11 protein-coding genes are annotated in these 18,012 nt (G+C 45.8%); 8 read left to right on the plus strand and 3 right to left on the minus strand.

Annotation, left to right across the window (positions count from 1 at the left end; genetic code table 11):
- Nucleotides 1-20: 20 nt before the first annotated feature.
- The 3 genes from H9I35_RS00185 to H9I35_RS00195 form a co-directional block, all read right to left on the minus strand.
- Nucleotides 21-1,397: a hypothetical protein gene (locus H9I35_RS00185; RefSeq protein ID WP_187419673.1), complete on the minus strand. Its 1,377-nt coding sequence runs from the start codon at nt 1,395-1,397 to the stop codon at nt 21-23.
- A gap of 568 nt (nt 1,398-1,965) precedes the next feature.
- Nucleotides 1,966-3,753 (minus strand): DUF4424 domain-containing protein, encoded by a 1,788-nt coding sequence (locus tag H9I35_RS00190; protein WP_252722676.1) that lies wholly within the window; start codon nt 3,751-3,753, stop codon nt 1,966-1,968.
- A gap of 68 nt (nt 3,754-3,821) precedes the next feature.
- Nucleotides 3,822-4,787, minus strand: coding sequence for a hypothetical protein (locus H9I35_RS00195; protein WP_187419674.1), 966 nt, complete (start codon nt 4,785-4,787; stop codon nt 3,822-3,824).
- 381 nt (nt 4,788-5,168) lie between these two features.
- Here H9I35_RS00195 and leuA point away from each other — a divergent pair, with 381 nt between their 5' ends.
- From leuA to H9I35_RS00235, 8 genes are all read left to right on the plus strand, one after another.
- Entirely contained in the window at nt 5,169-6,851 is a 1,683-nt protein-coding gene (gene leuA / locus H9I35_RS00200) for a 2-isopropylmalate synthase (protein WP_187419675.1), read from the plus strand.
- A gap of 273 nt (nt 6,852-7,124) precedes the next feature.
- Nucleotides 7,125-9,443 (plus strand): methionine--tRNA ligase, encoded by a 2,319-nt coding sequence (gene metG, locus H9I35_RS00205; RefSeq protein ID WP_187419676.1) that lies wholly within the window; start codon nt 7,125-7,127, stop codon nt 9,441-9,443.
- A 3-nt stretch (nt 9,444-9,446) separates the two neighbouring features.
- Nucleotides 9,447-10,664 (plus strand): lipid II:glycine glycyltransferase FemX, encoded by a 1,218-nt coding sequence (locus tag H9I35_RS00210; protein WP_187419677.1) that lies wholly within the window; start codon nt 9,447-9,449, stop codon nt 10,662-10,664.
- Complete coding sequence (locus tag H9I35_RS00215; RefSeq protein WP_187419678.1) at nt 10,661-11,587, plus strand: ribonuclease Z; 927 nt, start codon at nt 10,661-10,663, stop codon at nt 11,585-11,587. The genes H9I35_RS00210 and H9I35_RS00215 overlap by 4 nt, the downstream gene beginning before the upstream one ends.
- Nucleotides 11,588-11,601: 14 nt before the next feature.
- Entirely contained in the window at nt 11,602-13,791 is a 2,190-nt protein-coding gene (locus H9I35_RS00220) for a GldG family protein (protein WP_187419679.1), read from the plus strand.
- A gap of 150 nt (nt 13,792-13,941) precedes the next feature.
- Nucleotides 13,942-15,063 carry a DUF362 domain-containing protein gene (locus H9I35_RS00225; RefSeq protein WP_187419680.1) on the plus strand — a complete coding sequence of 374 codons (1,122 nt, stop codon included), beginning with the start codon at nt 13,942-13,944 and terminating at the stop codon, nt 15,061-15,063.
- Nucleotides 15,064-15,138: 75 nt separating this feature from the next.
- A complete protein-coding gene (locus tag H9I35_RS00230; protein ID WP_187419681.1) occupies nt 15,139-16,041 on the plus strand; it encodes a metallophosphoesterase in 903 nt (300 codons plus the stop codon).
- 141 nt (nt 16,042-16,182) lie between these two features.
- The gene (locus H9I35_RS00235) at nt 16,183-17,946 is read left to right on the plus strand and encodes a flavocytochrome c (RefSeq protein ID WP_187419682.1); all 1,764 of its coding nucleotides are present in this window, start codon (nt 16,183-16,185) and stop codon (nt 17,944-17,946) included.
- Nucleotides 17,947-18,012: the final 66 nt, after the last annotated feature.

Consider the following 18,012-nt stretch of genomic DNA (forward strand, 5'->3'; position numbering starts at 1 on the left):
TTTATTGCGTGTTATGCTTTTTATTCTTTCAGATACTCTCCGAAATGTACATGACAAAACATATCCCAGCTTTTATGCCATTCAGGAGGAGTTTCCGTCCAGCCGGGAACATACATATCCCTGATTTTATCGGGAGAATACCAAAATAATACGTTGTCCAGTTTTTCAAGGTTTTCCGGAAGTTCAAGCACTTCGATCGGAGAGTCGGAAGAGAAATTGACGTGTAATTCCTTTAAAGTTGACGGAAAATTCATATATTGTACATCCTTCGGAATATCCGCGCGAAAAGTTTCAAGCCCCTCCGGGAGCAGAATTGCGACGGTTTCATCCGGTATATCAATGTCATCCCATTCTACTTTTTCAGTTCCCTCCGGAAGAATAAAAACAGTACGGTCATTTTTTCCGACCTTTGCGATATAATCAAGCACTTTTTGTCTTCGCTTGTTTGCAGAAGCATTTATTTCTTCTTTCGTCCGCTCAATTTTACGATTTTTGGAATAATAATCTTCAATCCGTTCCGCGATCAGCTCGGTATAGTCCTTTTCATCCCAATCCGATTTATAGTTTTCTCCGGTTTGTTCAAAGGATGTTCCATTATCTTCTCCCAATGCCGTCCAATAATAGTTACTTTCAAACCAATTTACAGTCTTGTTACTGTCTATATCTTTATGTTCGGGATATTCTGAATATGAAGTATAGGGTGTTATCGTGCCGCCTCCGGGCATGGCCGATGCCCACGGGTCAGGCTTCCTGTATGATTCTTTGTAAAAATGCATCATTATGTGATAGTTCTTTACTCTATAAGTTCCCTTAAACTTATGGTCTTGCCAGTTGGATGATGCGTGATACCGTATTACCGTATCTCCGTCGAACCCGTATCGAAAGCAGTCATTGACAATCCATTGCTCAAACAGCTTTCCTTGAACAAGAGATTTTGAGTTACCTTGTCTGTATATTTTTTCAACCTCGGATTTTAAAGAAGGATCGGATGAAAAAAACGGCTTCATATCGGAATCATTGAAAATATAGTTCGGATTGGGGTAGCCGGCATAAATCGCATAAAAAAGATATTCCTTTGCCTTTGAAAAATTTCCCGTAAGCGAATAGCAGCACGCTATGTTGTAGAGCGAATAATAAAAAAGTTTCAGTTCTCCGATTTCATCGAATTGCAATCCGTGATCCGAAGATATTTGTTTTTTCTCTTCGTCTTTTAGATTATAAAAATAAGCAGAGTGTTTGAAAACTTCCGTGTACTTTTTTATCGCCTCTTCATAATTTTTTTCATCAAAATAATGTTCAGCTTCGTTATAATTTTTCTTTATTTTTCCATAGTCGTAAGCGAAAATTGTCCCAAGTGCTGAAACGGATAAAATCAAACCTAAAAGAATTTTTTTCATATATTAATTTCTCCGACTTTTCATTTTTTTGCATCCTGTACCCTAAAATCGTTCCATCATCAAATTCAAAAGTTTAATCGATGTTTTTATTTTTTACTGCGGTTACTCTATCCGTAATTTCTTTAAGTAATATATAAAAGACTATCCAATAAAACACTTGAATTAAAAGTCCGGGAATTATGTGATACTGTTTATAATAAATAATGTATTGTACATAGAAAAACCAACTGCTTGAATAAAATGGAATACGTATATACTTTGGAAAACGAGGATTATATAATAAGATTCCTGATGCTATATCGATAATCAAATAAACAATAAGAATACATTTTGTAGCAAGAAGTTTTTTTGTATCAGTCATTTTTGTAATTTTTGGACTGATTAAAACAAGCAGAACTATAGGTAATAATCTGAGAATTGAATACAGCAAAAAATTAAATAATTGTGCTGAATTTATTTCTTTACTTATAAAAGTTAAAATACAATTAAAAGCGGACAGTAAAAAATCGATGAAAAAAATTATTATAAACAAGAACCTGCTATGCATTTTCTTACTCCGGAATTCATTTTACGGATAATAGCTGTCTCCGAGAGATAAAAGAATTTCCGTATAGTTATTAACGTGCTTTTGTATAATCTTTGTTACGGGCTCTGTAAAAAAAGCATCTTTATCCGATTCAAATATTTTTTCTGCACGAGGGGAAATCGGAATAAACCAAACTTCTCCAAGTGCAGTGTCATCCCACTTATTGCCCTTATATATGCTGTCTATCGTTAGTCTATACGTACCTTTCGGGAGTAAAACGGGATTTTTCACAGCATTTATTGCGATCCAGTCATTTGAAACCCAATTGAATATTTCAGGAAATAAGTCGGTAAACTTTAATGTAACAGGATTTTTAAGAGCGGACGATGTCAGTCTCATTTCTTTTACTCTGTTATTGGAATCCCATGTATAACCGATATATTTTGATTTATTAAGAATGCTTTTAGTGTCGTCATTTTTGTCTGTAGGATATTTTTTGAATCCGAAAAAACGTCGAAGCCCGTTTGAAGCGAACGGACCGACAGAGGCTTTTTCAAGCGTAAACTCTATCCATTCTCCGATACCGTCGCCTTTTACTCCTTCAACCCAACCGTTATATAAAATTCCGTCGAAAGATGTTGCAGCTTCATATCCTGAGGTACGCAGATCGGCATCTTTATTATTATCAAACATATATTGAGAATTTCCTGCAATTTGATAAGTACCTTTATAAAAAGAAGATGAATTAATATTTTTTACAAAGTCCTGTGAACCCGTTTTTCTTTCCCATAATTTCTCCATTCCATCCCTGTAAGGAGTACTTGCAGTAAATTCAAAATATTCATTTTTCCGAGGTTTGTAGTTTTGGCATACATAAAGATGATAATCCGTTCCGCTGATTGAAAGTTCATCGAGATCGGTTTCTTCAAACGCCGCAGCGGAATTGTGAACGGTCATAACGCTGTCGGTCAATAAAACAAAACCGTTTATTGCACCTTTCCACGTGCCGCCGGTCGAAATATCATAAACTACCTGATATTTATCACCTTTGTAAGTCGCTCTTAAAGAATCGATAGTATACTTTACAGAAAGCTTTGAACGTGCTGCGGGTAAAAAATGAAGTTTATGATAAAAATGAATTACAACTTTAATAGTATAAATTTCTTTTTGTTCTGAAATGGAATATTGTTTTAAGTGATCGGTTGCTTCCTCATTCTTTTCAACATTCGTTTCGATCCCGACAGTCAGAATCTGAACTTCTTTTCCATCTTGAATAATCGTGCACGGTTTACATTCCGAATTTAATTTTCCGTATAAAGAAAGTTCCGCAAGATATTCTTTTGCAGAAATTGTTCGCAGTTTTTTATCGATTGAAAGTAATTCATCTTTTTTTACTTTTGAAATATCTTTTTTCCCAAGCGCAATTTGAATCAAATCTTCTTTTGAATAATAACCGTTATTAAACCTTATAAAGTTTGACAAAGAATCATCGGATGTTATTGCAACCTGAGTAGTAACGACAATAGGAAATGCACATGGAACAGTTACATCTTGATTTGTTGTGTTTTTAAAATCAAAAACTGCATTTATTTCCCGTTCCGAGAGTTTTTTTACACCACCTGAGTTATTGTCGTAATATTCATCTGCAAGTTGTTCTACAATTAAAAGCTCACGTTCGAGTGCGATTTTTTCATTCGCTTCGGTAACATAAATATTTCCATAAGACCATTCTTCAGGATTTTTTGAACCGCCGTCATCTGCAAACGCGGATATACAAATAAACAGTATTATCCAAATCGCAATTAATTGTTTTTTTAAAATGTTTTTCAATTTTCTATCCTCCCAAAAAATTATTTATGGGCATCTCGAAAAACTCACCTTCGGCGATTTTTTGCATTTTAACGGTTTTCATTTTTTACTTCCAGCGTCTCCAAAATTGAAGGAATAATTTTTTCCAATTCAGAATCTTTAATTTTCCTGTCAATTGCGATATACAGAATTTTTCCGTTACAAGGAAACAGATATACTTCTCTGAATGAATTTGATCCGGTTTTTACAGTCTCCTTTACACCTTCAAGACCGTTTTCAGTTTTCACTTTTACAACATCCGATCTTTTAACCGAATGTGTTTCCTTTAGAAAATCTCCGAATGCAATCAAAAAATCCGTCCATGTATCGTAATATGTCGAAAACTCAATAAGCTGAAATGAGCCTATTGAAAAAAATTCTTTAAATGGTTTTTTTAATGAAAAGCCCGCCCAATAAGAATAATCGACCGTTGAATATGTTTTTGCAAAGTTTTCCTGCGTAGGAAAAAGTTTGTGTTGAAGTGCGGTAAATTCCTTATACCCGGTCGGCAGAATAAACGAAAAATCATCTTCTTCTATTTTTATTTTACCGCGAATTTCAAAATTGTAATTGCCGGTATAACCGGTATTTTTGTCTTCAAACATAGCACCGATATGCAAGTAATTATCCTCGTAGATATATTCGAAACCGTCTTCGAAAATTATTTTTAGATGAATTAACCATTCATATTCAGAACCGTAATATTCCTCATATAATTCTCTTGTAATTCCCCCGATTCTACCCGACGGAATTTTCTTAAGAACATATTTACATTTATTGTTTTTTATTTGAACCGGTATTTCGTAACATACGGTTTCATTATTGTTCTTATCGAGAAATAAAAGTTTTGCCGTTCCTTCAACAGCTTTTTCTTTCGGTATTGTAAACGTTATTTCTTCGATATCGTCTTTGTAATACATTGCATCCTCTTTGTAGGAAGAACTGAAATTTTGTCGGGCATTACAATTTAATAAACAGATATAAAATAAAACTAAAAATACATAGGTTTTTTTCATTTTTTTCTCCGGTCATCCGTGCTGTGCGTATAACATTGTTTTAAACCGTATTTTTGTATATGTAAAAATGTCGGCTTTGAAAACGTTGTTATGAAAAACCTTTTACCGTATCCATTATTATACCCCACATCGTCCGAAAATACAGCATTTTTTTACGAAACGGATTTCCGCCGCTGCTGTCCACGCTGTCGCCGCATCCTTGACAGGCACTCTTTTTTATGCGATACTTATCGTATGATATATACGGCGCTACTATATGCAAATGTTTTCTCGATTTGCCGACGGTAAAGGTGCTGTATATCGTTATCCTATAAATTACAGACCTGTCGCTCCGGCGGCGGGTCTTTTTGTTTTTAAAATCAAGATGCAAGGAGCAATACAATGGCAGGAATGGATGCGAAAGGAAAGTACCGGCAGTTTCCGAAGATCGATATCGGAAAGCGCGAATGGCCGGATAAGCTTATCACAAAAGCGCCGGTGTGGTGTTCGGTCGATCTCCGCGACGGCAATCAGGCGCTCGTCAATCCCATGGGCGTAGAGCAAAAGCTCGATTTTTTCGATCTGCTCGTAAAGATCGGATTCAAAGAAATCGAAGTGGGATTTCCGTCCGCATCCGAAACGGAGTATATATTTTTACGCAGGCTTATCGAAGAAAACCGAGTGCCCGAAGACGTAACGCTGCAAGTGCTTTGTCAGGCGCGCGAACACCTTGTCAAAAAAACCTTCGCATCGCTGAAAGGTGCGCCGAAAGCGATTTTCCACATCTACAATTCGACGTCCCCCGCGCAGCGAAAGTATACCTTCGGCATGACAAAGGCGCAGGTTACGCAGCTTGCCCTCGACGGCGTCAAGTGCGTGCAGGACTGTCTTTCGGATGCGGGCGGCACTCACATCCGACTCGAATATTCGCCTGAAAGTTTTTCGACGACCGAAATCGAATACGCGGTCGAAATCTGCGAAGCGGTAAAAGAAGAATGGGCGAAAACGACGAGCGATAAAATTATTTTGAATTTGCCGACGACGGTCGAATGCGCGACGCCGAACATCTTTGCCGATCAAATCGAATATTTTTGTAAACACATATCGAACCGCGAAAACGTCATCGTCAGTCTGCACAATCACAACGACCGCGGTGAAGCCGTCGCTTCGTGCGAACTCGGTTTGCTTGCGGGAGCAGACAGAGTTGAAGGTACGCTTTTCGGAAACGGCGAACGCACGGGAAACCTCGACATCGTAAACGTCGCCCTCAATATGTATACGCAGGGCGTCGATCCCGCTCTCGATTTCACTCATATCGACAGCGTGCGCGAACGCTACGAAGAGTTTACCGGCATGACCGTCGGTCCCCGCGTACCCTATGCGGGAGAACTCGTGTTTACCGCCTTTTCCGGTTCCCATCAGGATGCGATCCGAAAAGGCATGGCATCCCGCGCGGAAGCCGGAGAAAATGGGCTGTGGGATGTGCCCTATCTTCCGATCGATCCTCACGATATCGGAAGGCAATACGAAGGCATCATCAGGATAAACAGTCAAAGCGGAAAAGGAGGGGCGGCCTTTATCCTCGAACAGGATTACGGCATCATGCTGCCCAAAGCGATGCATGCGGCTTTCGGCGATATCGTTAAAGCTTCTGCGGACGAAGCGCAGCGGGAACTCAAAAGCGAAGAGATATACGATATCTTTGCAAAGACATGGCTCAATAAAACCTCTCCGCTTAAAATACTCGATTTGAACGAAACGCACCTCGACCGCGGTATCGAAAACGACGGCGACGAACAGGTTATGTGCCGCGCCGCAGTCGAATGGAAGGGCGAAAAGTACACGATCGGCGCAAAGGGAAACGGTCCTCTCGACGCTTTCGTGAACGCTCTGAAATCGACACCCGTTCCGAAATTCAATATAACGTCGTTTCACGAGCACAGCATCGGACGCGGCAGCGATACGAGCGCTGTGGCGTACGTACAGATCACGACTGAAGACGGAAAGCAAGTGTGGGGCGCCGGCAGGAGCAGCAACGTCGGGCGTGCGGGCGTGGCCGCAGTCGTAAGCGCGGTAAACTTTTAATAATTTTTTGCGAAAGAGGGGGCTGTCTCAAAAGTCGATTACTTTCTCGACAGCCTGTCGAATTTAAAATTAAGTCTTTATATTGTAATGACTTAATTTTAAACGTCGCATAGTACATCAAGGAAGCTGTCCGAAAACTGAAGTTTTTGGACAGCCCCTCTTTCGCCCTTTTTCTCTTCCAAACTTTTAGGAGAATGTATGCTTATTTCCGCTCAATCAGACGTTCCGCCGGGTAATGTACAAAATCCTCGGTTCGGGCTATAATAAAAAATTATGAACAGAAAACTCATTACATCGGCGCTTCCGTACGTCAATAACGTTCCTCATCTCGGAAATCTCATTCAAATGCTTTCAGCCGACGTTTTTGCGCGCTTTTGCAGAAGCAGGGGCTACGATACGTTGTACATCTGCGGCACCGACGAATACGGCACGGCGACCGAGACGAAGGCGCTGGAAGAGGGCAAAACGCCGCGCGAACTCTGCGATCACTATTATAAACTGCACACGGAAATATACGATTGGTTTCACATCGCTTTCGACAAATTCGGGCGCACGTCGAACGAAGAGATCAAAGACGTTACGCAGGAAATTTTTAACAATCTCGATGCGAACGGCTTTATCAAAGAGCACGTGACAAAGCAGCTCTTTTGTCCGCATTGCAATATGTTTTTGGCCGACCGTTATGTGCGCGGCACCTGTCCCAAATGCGGGAGCGAAGACGCGAGAGGCGATCAGTGCGAAACCTGCGGCAGCCTCCTCGATCCGACCGATTTGATAAAAGCGAAATGTGCTACCTGCGGATCTTCCCCCGAAGTGCGCGAGACGAAGCACTTGTACATCGATTTGCCTGCGATTGAAGGGCGTCTTGAAGCGTGGATGGAAAAGGCGAGCGCCCGAGGCAAGTGGAGCGCAAACGCGATTCAAATGACAAAGGCGTGGATAAGAGACGGCTTAAACGAGCGTGCGATCACTCGCGATTTGAAATGGGGCATACCCGTACCGAAAGAAGGCTACGAAGACAAAGTCTTTTATGTGTGGTTCGACGCGCCTATCGGCTATATTTCGATAACGCTCCAGCTCGCAAACGAACTCGCGGCGGCGGGAAAAAAATCGTTCGACTATAAAAGCTGGTGGCTTCCGTCCGAATCCGATGAAAGTGCGGGTAAAGCTCCCGTCGAGCTTTTTCAATTTATCGGCAAAGACAATATCCCTTTTCACACGGTCGTCTTTCCGTCGAGCCTGCTCGGAAGCGGCCGCGATTGGACAAAGCTCTTTCACATGAGTTCAACCGAATTTTTGAATTACGAAGACGGGAAATTTTCAAAATCGAAGGGCGTCGGCGTATTCGGAACGGACGCGAAAGAAAGCGGTATTCCCGCGGATGCGTGGCGGTTTTACATCTTTTACAATCGTCCGGAAAAATCCGATTATCAATTTACATGGAAGGATTTTCAGGAAAAATACAATGCGGAACTTATCGGCAACCTCGGCAATCTCGTAAACCGCACGCTGCTGTTCGTCAACAAATATTACGGCGGCAAAATCCCCGACGCTCCTGAAGACGAAGCGCTGTGGGCGGAAGTAAAAGCGCGGGAGGAAAGAATTACCGAACTGCTCGAATGGGCGAATCTCAAAGACGCGTTCCGCGAAATCTTTGCGATAAGCGATATCGGAAACAAAGCCTTCCAAGCGGCCGAGCCGTGGAAAACGCGCAACACCGATCCCGAAAAAGCGGCAAAGCTCATACACAATCTGTGCTATGTCATAAAAGATTTGATGATATTGGCGGCGCCCTATCTCCCGCAGTATGCGCAAAAAGTCGCTTCGTTTTTCGGTAAAACGATCACCGAAAAGCGTATCGGAGCGAACGATCCGGAAGGTGCGCTTAGGTGGAGCGATCTCGGAAAAACCGAGGGACTTTCGGAGATAGGAGCGACGAGCGTATACTTTACGCCGATGGACGATAAGACGATGAAAGCTTTTAAAGAGCGTTTTTCGGGAAATCAAAAATCGCGCGAAGAAGGGGCGCTCGGAAAGCCGAATGCACAAAAGGCAAAGGCCGAAAAAAAAGAGCCGGCCCTCGCAGCCGATATGTGCGCGCATTTTAATAAATTCGTTTCGCTCAAAGTCGCAAAGATCGTTTCCGTCGAACGCAATCCCGAATCCGATAAGCTCTATATAGAACACCTCGACGACGGAAGCGGTACGGAGCGCGTCATTCAAAGCGGACTCGTGCCGTATTTAAAAGAAGACGAACTGATTGGAAAGCACATCATCCTCGTCGATAACCTTGCTCCGCGGAAAATGCGCGGGATCGAAAGCCGTGGTATGCTCCTTGCGGCGGATTACACCGATGAAGCGGGCAAAGAATGCGTCGAACTCGTAACGGCTCCGTGGGCGGCTCCCGGCACTCCCGTTGTGCTTGAAGGAGAAGATCCTTCGGCGCAAAAAGAAAAAGAGATAAGCGCGGACGTGTTTTTTCAAATCGAAATAAAAGTCCATGACCGAGAAGTCGTCATTCAGGATAAAAAACTCACGGCGGACGGAAAAGCGCTTACGACGGAAAAGACCGTAAACGGCGGAGTAGCATAACAAGTGTTTTCTTTTACGATTGCGCCTCTTTCTCCGCGCTCGCTTGCCGACGGAGGAGAGCGTTTTTTGCAGTCGCCGTTTTGGGCGGCGTTTAAATCCCTGCACGGCTGGAAATCGCTCTTTTTCGATGTCCGATCGGAAAGGGGCGGTGCTTTTAGCGTTTCGGTTCTCGTGCGGCGCTTTGCAAAATATTTTTCCATCGCCTATATTCCGATGATGCCGTCTTTTTTGCACGATGGAACCGGCGCTGCCGGCGGTACATTGCAAAACCTTGCGGCAAAAGCCGATGAAAAAGAAAACGGAGGGGACGGCGTGCGGCAGGAGTATGTTGCTTCCTATGCGCAGTTTTTAGCGGAGTTTTCAGAGTCTCTCAAAGGCTTTCTCCCCAAGCACACGCTTTGCATACGCTTCGATCCCGCCCTCGATTTTTATTCGATATCTTCGCGTGATTCTTTTGTCGCCTCGCTGAAGCAAGCGGCCGCTTCGGAAAAAATATCGATCGTCAAAACGAAAACCGATATTCAGCCGCCCGATACGACGCTTATCGATTTGACAAAATCGGAAGATGAAATTCTTTCTGCAATGCGGAGCAAGTGGCGTTACAATATCCGTCTTGCAGAAAAAAAAGGCGTCGTCGTCCGCGCATACCGCGCGAAAAGCGATAAGGCGGACAATTCTTCGCTCGATTCCGACGCCTTGCGCGCTCTCGATATTTTCTACGAACTTTATAAAACGACGGCGAGCCGCGACGGCATTGCGATCCACGCAAAAAAATACTATGAAGACCTTTTCGCTTTGAGTGCGGCACATAAAGACGCCCCGCTCATCACGGTCTATATCGCATCGCACGAAGGAGAAAACCTCGCGTCGATCATTACGCTCTTTTCCAGAAGCGAAGCGGTCTATCTTTACGGCGCTTCTTCAAACGCCAAGCGGAATCTCATGCCCGCTTATCTTTTGCAGTGGACTGCGATATGCGACGCGAAATCTTACGGATCGGCCGTCTATGATTTTTACGGTATGCCGCCGTCGGACGATAAAAATCATCCGATGTACGGCCTCTATCTATTTAAAACCGGATTCGGAGGTCGCATCGTGCATAGGCCGGGATCCCTCGATTTTCCGCTTTCGCCGCTCTATGCGCCCTATGCGCTTGCCGAAAGCGCGAGAGCGTTTTATCATAAACGAATCAAAAAAATTCTTGCAGGTCGTGCCTTATGAATATGGAAGCCTTTGTTTTGGGCTGCGGCGGAATGATGCCGCTCCCGTACCGCCATCTCACGTCGGTGCTTTTGCGCCGCGAAGGTGAGCTCTTTTTATTCGACGGAGGAGAGGGAACGCAAGTGTCGCTCAGGCGTCTCAATCTCAAGTGGAAAAAGATAAATGCGATTTTCGTGTCGCACACCCACGCCGATCACGTAACGGGTTTGCCCGGTATCATGATGCTCTCTTCGCAAGTGGATCGCACCGAACCGCTGTATATCTACGGCCCGCCGAAGATTGCAGAATATATCGAAACGAGCCGCAAAGTGCTCGACATGTTTATAAATTATCCCGTCGTCGTAAAAGAGATTACGGCTCCCTGCGTCGTGCACGGGGGGGAGGGGTTTTATATCCGGGCATTTCCGCTTGCGCACACGAAAACCTGCGTCGGCTATACGCTTGAAGAGCTCGACCGGCCGGGTGAGTTCAGTCCCGAAAAAGCGAAAGCGCTCAACGTTCCGATGGGGCCGCTGTGGGGTAAACTGCAAAAAGGCGAGAGCGTTACGGCTTCCGACGGAAAAATCGTTACGCCCGATCAAGTGCTCGGTCCCTCGCGGAGCGGAAGAAAGTTCAGTTATGTGACCGACACACTCTATAAACCGTCGATTGCAGAGGAAGTGCGCGGAAGCGATCTTTTGATCTGCGAAGGTATGTTCGAAGAAGCGCTCATCGATCAGGCGAGAGAAAAAAAACACATGACGGCAAAACAGTCCGCGACGATCGCTCGCGACGCCGGTGTCAAACGCATGGCGATGATCCACTACAGTCCGCGTTATACCGACAGGGAACTTTCCGTTTTGCTCGAAGAAGCGCGCACGATTTTTCCCGCCGCGGAACTCACAAAAGACCGGATGCACTTCGATATCCCCTACGTCGAATGACGGGGCGGACGGCTGTGCATTTTTGCCGCTCGCTCGAACGTTCCCTCCGTAGTCCGCTCTTTTTTTTGTGTGCGGTTTTATTCGAGGCGATATGCTCGCTTTATTATTTTTTTGTCTCAGGATTTTTTTCCGGAAACGCCGTTCCCGATATCCGCTTTTTTTTCGCCGCCTTTCCCTATGCCGCCATCGTCGTCATCCCTCTTTTGTGTTTTCCGTCCGGCGATAAAAGCTTTGCCGATGCTCTCCCGCTTTCGCCTTTCGAGCGCACGTTTTTCGATTTTGTTTTTCCCTTTGCACGCTTTGCGCTTATCCTGCTGCCGCTCGTGCTCGTGCCGCTGTGTACCGGCTTTTTCGGCGATATCGACGCGGGAGGGATCATAGCGGGCTTTGCTCTTTCTCTTTTTTACGGAGCGGCGGCCGTATCGCTTTCGGTGTTTTTTTATACGATATTTTCTCCGCCAAAAGCTTTCATCGTCTCTGCCGCGCTTTTTTTCTTTGCCGGTTTTGCTTCCCTTTCGGAAACGCTTCGTCCTTTGACTTTTGCATACCGTGCGGATACGGCGGCAAAGGGCATCGTCGATACGCGCGATATCGTTTTTTTTTGCGCGGTTTCGGCATTTTTTTTATTCGCAGCCTTTATCGCGTCGGAAAAAAAACGCGGGAATTTTTTCCCCCGAAATGAGCGATATATGTATGCCGTTATATTATTAATTATTATCTTTGTGTCTTTGAACGGAAAAAGATATTATGCGCGGATCGATTTAACGAAAAATAAAACTTTCAGCCTTTCCGATTACGGGAAAAAAACGCTTTCCCGCCTTACCTCTCCGCTTACGATAACCTATTACCGCTCTCCGCGCATTGCAAGCGTCTATCCTTCTTCCCGCGACGTATACGAATACGTCAAAATGTACGCGCGTGAAAACCCCGCGGTAAACGTCGCCGTAAAAGATCCCGATGCGGCAGGTATCTCCGACGTTTTAAAGCGCTTCGGAATTTTGCCGCAAGCTTTCCGTTTTGGAAAAGGGGAGGAAGTTTCGCTTTTTTCCGCCCTCGCTCTCGAATACGAAGGGAAAATTCAAACGATACCCTTTATCGTTTCTGCGGATAGAATCGAATACGATTTGACTCGCTGCGTCAAAAATTTTGTCGACGGATCCCGTCCCCGCGTACTCATCCTTACGGGAAACGGAATGACGCTTTCGGAAGATTATTCGTACGTTGTGACGTGGCTTTCGCTGCAGGGATTTGACTGCATTGAAGCCGAAGCTCGAACGCTTTCCGATCATGCAGGCGGCGGTACCCTCATCGTATTCGGTGCGTCGAAACTTTCGGATAAAGACGCTGCGGCGATCGAAGCCTTTGTGCTTTCGGGCGGGAGCGCGCTTTTTGCCGTTTCACCTTACGATGCCGATATAAAATCGACGTGGAATATAGAACGGACGAAAAACACTGCGCTCATCGATTTGCTTTCGTTTTGGGGCATATCGTTCGAATCCGCCGTCATTTCGGACAGCGCATGTGCGCACATTACGCTTGCAAACGGAGAGGCAGGCGAGGGAAGAGGGCAGTTCGAGAGTATCGGCTATCCGCTTTGGATATCGATTCCGCTTCAGGATGAAGCGAAGAGGGGGCTTACGCTTTTTTGGGCAAGTCCCGTCAAAATCGAAAACGAGTTTGCAAAACCGCTCGTCCTTTCAAGTCCGTCGTCGTGGAAAGTTAAAGAAAATTCTTCAGACGGCGCTTCATTGTTTCAAACGAATCCCTTTGTGCTGCAAAACGCGCGTGCGCCTGCCGAACGGAAATCGTACGCTGCGGGTGCATATTTTGACGGCGAGCTTTCGGGTATGTATGCGCCCGAAAAAAAAGGCGCTTCTCACATCGCCGTCGTCGCCGATCAATATTTTGCTGCAAGCCTTCCGCTTTCGTACATCGGAGGAGAGGCGGGCGACTATCGCAATCTCGATTTTTTGACACACGTCGTTTTAAAACTTACAGGCGATGAAGGTCTTGCCGAACTGCAAAACAAAGGAAGTGTGCGCACTTTATACAAAACGCCCGATGCCGCATCTTTTTCCGCCGCGATGAAAAAAACGCTCGCCGTCGCCTTTGTGCTCGTTCCGCTTTTTTATGCGGCGCTTGCACTTTTTTCCGCAGCGATACAAAAGAGGCGGCTTTCGTGTATACGCCGAGCCGGTAAATAAATTATTAAGCGGGTTTTGAAAATATTTTTCGGTTTTTATTAAATTTTTCCTGTCGGATATAAGGGGCTGTCCGAAAAGTATAAGCGATGGTAGAATATACGTTAAATATTTAAAAGACGGTTATAAGATGTATGAAAGACGGAGGATTTTATGGAAAAAGCGAAAGTGTATTGGGCGGATTTTCGTACGACGAACAGCGAAAGCCTTATGCAAAAACTCGTCCGTCTCGTTAAAAAAGCGGGAATCGAAACGATCGATTTTGACGGCAAATTTACGGCGATAAAGCTGCACTTTGGGGAGCCGGGAAACCTCGCATACTTGCGGCCGAATTACGCGAGAGCGCTTTCTGAATTTATTAAAACTATCGGAGGAAGGCCCTTTTTAACCGACTGCAATACGCTCTATCCCGGTTTACGAAAAAACGCGCTCGATCATCTCGATGCGGCATTTATGGACGGTTTCAGCCCTCTTGCGTGCGGCTGTCACGTGATCATCGGCGACGGATTGAAGGGGACGGACGAAGCTTATGTCGATTTTCCCGAAGGCGAATACATAAAGCAGGCGAAGATCGGGCACGCGGTGATGGACGCCGACGTGTTCATTTCTCTGACGCATTTTAAATTGCACCAAAGCACGGGCTTCGGAGGGGCGCTCAAAAATATCGGTATGGGGTGCGCGAGCAGGGCGGGAAAGATGGAACAGCATAACGACGGAAAACCGGAAGTCGATGAAGAGCTGTGCGTCGGCTGCGGTGCATGCGCGCGAGAATGCGGGCAGGACGCGATCGAATTTATTAAAAGCGAAGACGGCAAACGGAAAGCGCGCATCGATGAAGAAATCTGTGTCGGCTGCGGGAGGTGCATCGGCGCCTGTCCGAAAGATGCGACGCATCCCGTCGGAAAAAATACGAACGAAATACTGTGCAAAAAGATGGCCGAATACGCAGCCGCCGTCGTAAGAAGACGGCCTCAGTTTCACATATCGCTCGTCGTCGACGTCTCTCCCTTCTGTGACTGCCATGCCGAAAACGATGCGCCGATCATCCCCGATGTCGGAATGTTCGCGTCGTTCGATGCCGTCGCTCTCGACGCCGCGTGTGCCGACATGACGAATCGCCAGCCCTATCTGCACGGTACGATCATGGACGAATGCGAACACGTTCATAACGATTGGTTTTGCGATGTGCATCCGACGACGAATTGGAAAGTGCAGCTCGAACACGCGGAAAAAGTCGGTATGGGAGTGCGCGATTACGAATTGATAAAAATATAGATTGTATGTCGAGTTTTGAAAATTGTTTAATGACACTGTGTTCGCCAAGCAGTCGATATGTCGGAGCAATCAGGTATGAAACGAAAAATCAATAAATTATTTATTTTATTTTCGATCATCGTCATCACTTCATGCCGTTCGATTAGAACGGTCGCTTACGATATCGAAGAGGAGCGCGTTTCGAACGAAATCAGAATCGTACAGATTTCCGATTTTCATTCGAATGATTTCGGCAAAGATGAAATCAAAATCATCGAAAAGATAAAAAAAGCGCGCCCCGACATCATCGCGATCACGGGAGATCTCTTCGATGAAAGGATGAAAGGCGATAAGCCTTTCAAAAACGTCGAAGCGCTCCTTTCAGGCATTTGCGATCTCTGTCCCGGATTTTTCGTGACGGGAAATCACGATTTTTCCGATCTGCATATAGAAAAAAAATACGCCATGCTCGAACGGTACGGTTTTAAAGTGCTGTACGACGAAGCGGTTTCCCTCGATTTTCCGCAGGGCACCGTCGTCATCTCGGGCGTTGAAGATCCGTATTTCGGTTTGGGAGAGCGGGCGGCGCTCAGAGTCGGAGACGACAGAGTTTCCTACCGCAAACGCCTTGCCGAAGTCGCGCAAAAGACGGACGCGCTCGTTCGATCCTTTGCGGATGACGGACGCACGGTTTTATTTACGATGCTCCTCGTTCACCGCCCCGAATACGTAAATGATTATGTAAAATACGATTTCGATGTGATTTTGGCAGGGCATGCGCACGGCGGGCTGTGGCGATTTCCGCCCTTTATAAACGCGCTCTATGCGCCGGGGCAGGGTATGTTTCCGAAATACGCGGGCGGAAAGTATGTGCTTAAAAACAATGCGCGTTCCGTGATGATCGTAAGCCGCGGTCTTTCGTATCAGCAGCCGAAAATCGTTCGGATATTCAATAATCCCGAATTGACGCTGATACGCGTTATACCGATTAAAAAGTGATATTACATTATAAAATTATTAATTTAAAAATATCTGTTGCGGTCAATATTCGTTTGACAATAAAAAGGCGGAATATTATGCTATGCTTATAGCGCATACATTCGCTCTTCGAATGCGTATATGTGCTTATGGAGGAAAATTATGAAAAAGATTTTAAAGGGACTGTTTGCGGCGTTTTTCGCTTCGACGGTTTTGTTTACCGCGTGGCCGCAAAGCGCTTCGATGAAAAACGGAACCTACACCGGAACGGGAGACGGCAAAGGCGGAAAAATAACGGTGCAGGTAACCGTCAAAAAGAACGCGATCGCCGGTATCAAAGTGCTTTCTCACAACGAAACGCCGGGCTTCGACAAAGCGATGGATACGCTTAAAACTGCGGTAATAAAATCGAACAGCACGGCAGTCGATACGGTTTCGGGCTGTACGCTCACTTCGACAGGCTTTCTTGCGGCTGTGAATGCAGCGGTCGCACAGGCGGGCGGAGAACTGAAAGCGAATAAAAAAGCCGCCGCAGCGCCGAAAGCAAAAGCGAAGCAGAAAAAAACCGAAACCCACGACGTTATCGTCATCGGTGCCGGCGGTGCGGGACTTGCAGCCGCAATCGAAGCGAAAGAAGCGGGCGCCGACGTTATCGTTTTGGAAAAGATGCCGATGGCCGGAGGCAACACGCTCATCTCGGGAGCGGAAATGGCAGCTCCGGGCAACTGGCTCCAAAAGCGTGACGGTATCGAAGACAGCGTCTCTCGCTTCGAACAGGATATAATGAAAGGCGGCGACAATATCAATAACCCCGAACTCGTGCACGTCGTCGCATCGAATGCGCTTGCAGGCGCGGAGTGGCTCAGGGACAAATGCGGTGTCGTATGGGAAAACTCGCTGATGTTTTTCGGCGGACATTCGGTAAAGCGCAGTTTGATTCCCTCAGGCGCGAGCGGCAAAGAACTCATCACAAAAATGCTCGCCAAAGCGGAAAAGCTCGGCATCCCCATCGTGTACAATACGCCCGCAGTCGCATTCGTGCAGGATGCGAAGGGACGCGTTACCGGAGTTTCGGCCGAAAGTGAAACGACGAAGTATACTTTTTATGCGAAAAAGGGCGTCGTGCTCGCAACCGGCGGCTTCGGCTCGAACCTCGATATGCGCAAAAAATACAATCCCGCCGTCGATGAAAACATCCTTTCGACGAATACGGTCGGCAGTACGGGCGACGGCATCGTCATGTCCGAAAAAATCGGAGCGGCTCTCGTCGATATGCAGTATATTCAAACCTACCCGATATGCGATCCGCTTACGGGCACGCTTTTGTATTTCGATGACGCGCGCCTCTACGGACACAGCGTTATCGTAAACAAAGAAGGCAAGCGCTTTGTTGAAGAACTCGGAAGGCGCGACGTTATGTCAATGGCGATCAAAGCACAGACCGGACATTGCTGCTATGAAATCATCGATCAAAAAGGATACGACGAAAGCCATCTTGAACAAAATCACGCGGCCGAAATCGCTTATCTGTACAAAAACAAGCTTTTGGTAAAAGCCGATACGCTTGAAAAAGCGGCGGAGTTTTTCGGCATCGATGCGAACGAGATGATCGCAACCGTAAACCGCTACAACAGCTACGTTGCAGCAGGTAAAGATCCCGAATTCAATAAACGCAGCTTAACCTTCCCAATCGAAAAAGCGCCGTTTTATATTTTGAAAGCAGTGCCCGCCGTACACCACACGATGGGCGGCGTCAAAATCAACAGCCAAGCGCAAGTCATAAAAACAGACGGTACGGTGATCCCCGGTTTGTATGCCGCGGGAGAAGTGACCGGCGGCGTGCACGGCAAAAACCGCTTGGGCAGCGACGCGATCGCCGACATCATCGTGTTCGGCCGCATCGCGGGAAAGAACGCGGCAAAGTGATATAAGAAAACACTGATTAATTCGAATGCGTATTAATCAGTGTTAACCTTACAATCTCCGCCGGAG

Origin of the sequence: Treponema sp. Marseille-Q4132, assembly GCF_014334835.1 — a bacterium.
GTDB lineage: Bacteria > Spirochaetota > Spirochaetia > Treponematales > Treponemataceae > Treponema_D > Treponema_D paredis.